Origin of the sequence: Mesorhizobium sp. M1A.F.Ca.ET.072.01.1.1 (genome assembly GCF_004023325.1) — a bacterium.
Classification (GTDB): Bacteria; Pseudomonadota; Alphaproteobacteria; order Rhizobiales; family Rhizobiaceae; genus Mesorhizobium.
Window position 1 is genome coordinate 1 of sequence record NZ_RZSF01000450.1, and the last position, 4209, is coordinate 4209.

Here is a 4209-nt window from a genome sequence, read left to right on the forward strand (position 1 = left end):
CCGCACTCATCGGCGACGCTGCCATCGGCATGCACCCGGTGACCGCTCACGGATTCAACATCGGTCTCAGCAGCCAGAAGCAACTCGCCCGTGGAATCATGACTGCGTGCCGCGACGGCCGCAATGTTGGCGACCCCGACATGCTGCATATATACGAAAGGCGGCTGCGCCTGTCGGCGGCGCCGCTCTACCATGCAACGAACATATTGATTGGACTCTACTCCAGAGACCACCTGGCGGCACGGCTTGCAAGGCATCTGGGGCTTCGCTTTGCCCAACATGTTCCCCTTGTCCGGCATGGGATATCGGCGGAGCTCCAGCGGTGATACTGCACCAGCAGTCGCATTTTTGCGCGTGCTGGGCGAGCGATGGGAGAGAGTGCATGATGCACCGGAGTAATCCTGCTCCCCGACGCTGATCTCCGATTGAAGAATTAACCCGTCCTTCAGGGGGGCTGCATAGGCTGCGGACAAGCAGGAGTAAGCAAGCTGACCCGTCCAGCCTTGGAAAAGAAGATCCGCTGGAGGCGAGAATCCTTCAGGACCAGCTCGCTGATCTGAGGGCAGGCCTTTTCGTCTCAATGCCGATAAGCATTGTGCTGTCCGGGCTGATTTTGACCGTGCAGGCCCTTTCCGGGAACGGTCTTGCTGGCGCGGCCTGGTTTTCGGTCGTTAATGCGATAAATGCCGCCCGCCTTGCACTCGCCCGTCATCAGCTGAAGGAACCCGGAGTCCAGGATGATCTGACACGGGTTTGGCTGCGGCTTCGCTGGTTTGGCAGGCTTGCTCTTCTGGCGGGATTCACCTGGTCATTCCTTGCCATCCTAACGGCTGGATACACGACGTCTCAAGCATCGCTGCATCTAATAATTCTGGCGGGCATTTCAGCTGGCGCGGTCACGTACGGCAGCTCATATGCTGCGGCAGCGATATGCTTCATCACACCGCCACTCCTCATTGCCGCCGCATGTTTGCTGACGAAGGGAGCCCCGGAAAACTACATTCTGGCTTTTGCCGTCCTGCTTTTCGAGGGCGGCCTGGTTCGATCCTCGTTCGTTGGACAAGCGCGCTTCCGTGACGCGAGCCGCCTGAGACATCAAGCCGAGCGGCTTGCCGCGGAAATGGAGCGCAATTCCAGGGAGGACCATCTTACCGCGCTCCTCAACAGGCGGGGCCTCGAACATGCAATCGATCAGTTTGAGAACACCGATGGACCCTTTGTGGCCATGCTGATTGATCTGGACGGGTTCAAATCTGTCAACGGTACCTACGGTCACAGAACGGGTGACGAGCTGCTTGCCAGGATCGCCCGCCGAATAGAGGAAGAAGCACCGGAGGGCTCAACGCTCGCCCGCATCGGTGGGGATGAATTCGTGCTGGTTTTTTCTTCGCGAAAGAATTCTCCTTCTCCCACCAATCTCGCGTCCAATCTCATAGCCAAGCTTGCTCGCCCCTATCCTGGGATCGCATCCGTCCGCATTGGAGCGTCTATAGGAATCTACTTGGCTGAAAACCCCGGACTGACGGAAATGTTGTTGCGGGCCGACATCGCCCTTTACACAGCTAAGCGCCGCGGCAGGAATGAATTTTGTCTGTTCGGTGCCGAGCTAGCCCGGGAACTGCAACGCCGCCAGTCAATCGAACGCGATCTTCATTCGGCGATAACGATGAGAAGCTTGGTCGCTTGGTTTCAGCCAATCGTAAGACTCGAAACTGAAGCGTCGTCGGTTTTGAAGCCTTGCTAAGATGGTCTCACCCGCTTCACGGTCCCATTTCTCCGCCCGAGATCATGACAGCGGCACGCGAAACTGGAATGCTTCAGCTGCTAACTCAAACGGTATTCGCCGACTGTTGCGCTCTTATCGAGGGCTTGGTCAAAGCTGACCGTCGTGATGTTCGTGTGGCGATGAATGTTTCACCGCGCGAGTTGGAAGCTGGCGATATTGACGAGATGATTCTTAATGGTCTGGCGGCAAAAGACCTCCCTGCAACGATGTTCGACATCGAGATTACCGAAGAAGCCCCAGTGGATCCGGACAGAGTGGATGAAAAGCTCGGCCAGCTTTCACATGCTGGCATTTCTATCGCGCTCGAGGACTTCGGCACCGGTTTTTCGACGTTGGCATCGCTCAAGGACAGTCGGATCAGGAAAGTGAAAATAGATCAGGGCTTCATTCGCGGCTTAGCCAAGTCCCGGGAGAATCGGCTGCTTGTCAAAGCGGTGATTGACCTTGGTAGGACGCTCGGGATCGAGGTCATGGCCGAGGGCGTTGAAACAGAGGCAGATCGGCAAACTCTGTACAAGCTTGGCTGCAGAACCGCGCAGGGCTTCCTGTTCTCTAAGGCAGTGCCTCTCCATTTGGCACTTGATTCGGTAGTAAAAGAGCACGCGAAGGAGTTGTGACCGGCCTCTCCGTCCGTGCTGCTCGCGGAACTTTCATGTGGGGTGGACCTGACGCGCGAAAGCCGTTTCGGACGGTAGAGTTATTACGGGGGCGAAACTGAGCACGTGGTTTGGATAGCAGCAATCCGGTCCACCGGCGCACATGCAGCGGCTTCATACAAGCGTTCAAGTTGCGAGATGAGCTTGAGTGAACGACGTCGGAGAATTGCGTCCCTTGGACGCTGGTTTCGCGGTTCCCGTAGGATTCGATTACGGGAAGCGTTCTTGGCTGCTTCTCGGCTCAGCGCTCATCTGGATGAACAACGTACCCGCGGTCAAGGTTTTCGCGACCTCAACCCAGTCACCATCCCGCAACAGCAGCGGTCGGGTCCTGATCAAGCGCTCAGCCTCAGCACAGGTGCTGGAGCAACGGTAGAGCGCGGAAAACGTGTATCGGAATGCGCTGGCTCACCATAGGAAGCTGCCACGGCATGTCGAATGTCCCCAGGGGGCGGGACCGTTCCCTTGCATTTGTCTCGATGACGGGCTCTCAAAGCTAAAGCCAAGAGAGCTTTATAAAAATCGCACCCGATCGGCTGCGCAACGACGACCAGCTGAGGCCCGATCGGGTGCTAAGGTCGTGCCAAAAAAGGCGCGTCACTGTCGCATTTCTAGCCGGCTTGCGATCGGACGTCATCTCTTGGCGATCGTTGCCCCTTCTCTCAAATGCGCTTAGCGGCGCCGACGGCGAATAGCGCAAGCTTTTCCACCCGTTTCTACTCCACTACCGAGACTCGTCACCAACCTCCTTTTATTCGCTTCCATATGGCCCATCCTGTCTCCAATCGAGGAGGAGCGCGAACATGGGCCAAGCCGTAGAACGTCTCAGTCTCGGGAATTCTTCTGCTCGCCAAACTGCCGTTGTCACCGGCACCATATTTGGCAGGGTGACAGTGAACGACAAGATATCAGGCGTTCTTGTCTGGGCTGAACTATGCTTGCAAGCCATAACCCAAAAATCGCCGATCCCTTTGAATTCGAGCCGGATGAATGGGTGTTTCAAAATTTTTGGCGGTTTTAGGCAGAACCCTCCGATGGCCCGCGTACCGGTCAAGCTTCGTGAGCACTTTAGGTTCGTCGATCAGGCATAGGTTTGTATCCCATGCCACATGCTGGCCGTTTGCCTAGTTCGGAAGCCCTCGAGAGGCGTTGCTCGTCTTGGTATGGCGTCGCCCCTTTTTCCGATCCATCGGCCACGGAGCTAGAATGCTGTCTAGCTGTTGCCGCCTACTTGGTCATCCGGCATGGAGATGCCTATATACCGACCTTCGAAAGGCTGGAATACGAGGTCGAACAAATGCGGCGGAAGCTCGGAAATCGCGAGCGAGCGCAGCGCGTGCTGGCCACGCTCAACCTAAATGGCTCGGACAGCTGGAGCCGTGAGGTTGGTTCTCAAGGCCTGGATGGCGCCGCAATCACATTCGCCCGGGCGGGGTAAAAGCGATTTTTTGAAGCCACTCGCGCTTTTGCGCTAACGAAGGTCCCGCGCCGTATTTGGGCCGGATCCATTTGTGGCCCATCAGAGAAGCAATTACCTTCTCCGGCGCCTCAACTGCCGTCAGCCGGTCCTCGAAAGTGTGTCGCAGGCTATAAAGACTATGCTCGGAAGTCGGCAGAAGTTCCTTGCTGGCGAGCACCTTGTTGACGAGCGCTGAAAGTGACGCGGCCTTGTCGCGATAACGAGGAAAGCCGTCCGGATGGAGCTTGATGGCTGCAAGTGCGCCGCCAACCAAGGGAATGTCACGGGCTGAATGACCGGTCTTCAAG

Annotated in this window: 2 protein-coding genes and 2 pseudogenes; 3 read left to right on the plus strand and 1 reads right to left on the minus strand. The window is 56.9% G+C overall.

Annotated features, from left to right (window positions below):
* From EOA32_RS33955 to EOA32_RS40350, 3 genes and pseudogenes are all read left to right on the plus strand, one after another.
* Window positions 1-326 (plus strand): annotated as a pseudogene (locus EOA32_RS33955) (FAD-dependent hydroxylase); the annotation flags it as partial.
* Between the two features lie 254 nt (window positions 327-580).
* Window positions 581-1744 (plus strand): GGDEF domain-containing protein, encoded by a 1164-nt coding sequence (locus tag EOA32_RS40345; protein WP_245455339.1) that lies wholly within the window; start codon window positions 581-583, stop codon window positions 1742-1744.
* Entirely contained in the window at window positions 1738-2403 is a 666-nt protein-coding gene (locus tag EOA32_RS40350; RefSeq protein WP_245454739.1) for an EAL domain-containing protein, read from the plus strand. Before EOA32_RS40345 ends, EOA32_RS40350 begins: the two co-directional genes overlap by 7 nt.
* Window positions 2404-3857: 1454 nt before the next feature.
* Here EOA32_RS40350 and EOA32_RS33965 read toward each other — a convergent pair.
* Window positions 3858-4209 (minus strand): annotated as a pseudogene (locus tag EOA32_RS33965) (integrase); the annotation flags it as partial.

Excerpts from the sequence above, each read along its gene's own strand:
- EOA32_RS40345 (WP_245455339.1), top strand. The coding sequence starts at position 581 with ATGCCGATAAGCATTGTGCTGTCCGGGCTGATTTTGACCGTGCAGGCC.